The sequence below is a fragment of the Micromonospora sp. NPDC023633 genome (genome assembly GCF_040640035.1).
Taxonomy (GTDB): domain Bacteria; phylum Actinomycetota; class Actinomycetes; order Mycobacteriales; family Micromonosporaceae; genus Micromonospora.
Map to the genome: position 1 here is coordinate 1 of NZ_JBFABB010000272.1, position 1,853 is coordinate 1,853.

At 67.5% G+C, this 1,853-nt stretch carries 1 protein-coding gene; it reads left to right on the plus strand.

From position 1 onward, the window contains the following. Window positions 1-15 precede the first annotated feature (15 nt). A partial coding sequence (locus AB0G13_RS34625) for a beta-ketoacyl synthase N-terminal-like domain-containing protein (protein ID WP_357883901.1) occupies window positions 16-1,853 on the plus strand: 1,838 nt, incomplete at its 3' end.

Here is a 1,853-nt window from a genome sequence, read left to right on the forward strand (position 1 = left end):
GACGGGGCCCGGGTGGTGGCGTTGCGGAGCCGGGCGATCGTAGCCCTGTCCGGGTCGGGGGGCATGGTGTCGGTGCCCGCACCGTTGCACGAGGTACAACAGCTGATCACCGGGTGGGGTGAGGACCTGTCGATCGCGGCGGTCAACGGCCCGGCGCAGGTGGTGATATCCGGAACCACGACCGCGTGTGAGGAATTCGTCCAAGCGCACACGCAGCGGGGAGCCCGACGCATCGCGGTGGACTACGCCTCGCATTCGGTGCAGGTACAGGCGATCCAGGACCAGCTGCACGCAGACCTGGCCGACCTGCAACCGGACAGCGGGCAGGTGCCGTTCTACTCGACCCTGCAAGCGGCGCAGGTCGACACCGCCAGCCTCGACGGCGACTACTGGTACCGCAACCTGCGACACACCGTCCGGTTCGCCGAGGTGATCCAGACACTGACCGAAGCCGGCCACCAGACGTTCGTGGAAGTCAGCCCACACCCGGTACTGACCATGGCGGTAGAACAGGCCGGCGAGCACCTGGTAGTGACCGGCACCCTACGCCGTGACGACGGCGGACGGGACCGCTGGCTACGCTCGATGGCCACCCTGCACGTGGCCGGCATCAACATCGACTGGACCCCGACCTTCGCCGGTGACTTGCCCCGACGCGTGCCGCTGCCAACATACCCGTTCCAGCGCCAGCGCCACTGGCTCCCGGACACGCTGGCCGAGCTCCCTGGCCGCAGTATCGCCCCGATCGACCAGTCCCAGGACGCGGTCGAGCGGCATGACATCGAGGCCAGCGCGGCCGCGCTAGACCTTGCCGAGACCGAACGCTCCGCGAGGCGGGGCCGCCCTGGTGAAGCCGATGTGAGAATCGAGCCGGCAGTGGGTGGGGGCGAGTGGCAACTACTTGACCTGATCCGTACCCATGCGGCCGCAGTGCTTGGTCATGCCGGGCCGCAGGATGTCGACGCTGACCGGAGCTTTAAGGAGCAGGGCTTCGACTCATACTCCACCATCAAAATGTGTGACCGACTCACCGCGGTGACAGGGCTGCGGCTGCCGACCACCCTGCTATTTAACTACCCCACGCCCGTGGCACTGCTGGGATACCTGCAGCAGCGGTTGGACGGGGTGTCTGAGCCGGCAACTGGACCGGTCGCCGCAGTCACTGTGCTCGACGAGCCGGTGGCGATTGTGGGGATGGGGTGTCGGTATCCGGGTGGGGTTGACGACCCGGAGGCGTTTTGGCAGTTGCTGGTCGACGGTGTTGACGCGGTGGGTGAGTTCCCCGCGGATCGGGGTTGGGATCTGACGGCTCTGTACGACCCCGGTCGGCAGCGGTCGGGGACCCGGTACGGAACATTCCTTTCCGGGGCCGGGATGTTCGACGCGGGGTTCTTCGGGATCAGTCCGCGGGAGGCTGTGGCGATGGATCCGCAGCAGCGGCTGCTGTTGGAGGTCTCCTGGGAAGCGTTGGAGCGGGCCGGGATCGACCCGTCCGGGCTACGCGGGTCGGACACCGGCGTGTATGTGGGCCTCATGTACCACGACTACGCCATGCAGTTGGCGGCAAGCCCGGCCGAGACCGAGGGATACGCGCTGACCGGGACCAGCGGAAGTGTGGCATCGGGGCGGGTGGCGTACACCTTGGGCCTGGAAGGTCCGGCGGTGTCGGTGGACACGGCGTGTTCGTCGTCGTTGGTGGCGGTGCATTTGGCGGCGCAGGCGTTGCGGTCGGGTGAGTGTTCGATGGCCCTGGCCGGTGGTGTGACGGTGATGGCCACTCCGGGAGCGTTTGTGGAGTTTTCCCGGCAGGGTGGGTTGGCTGCCGATGGGCGGTGTAAACCGTTCGCGGACGC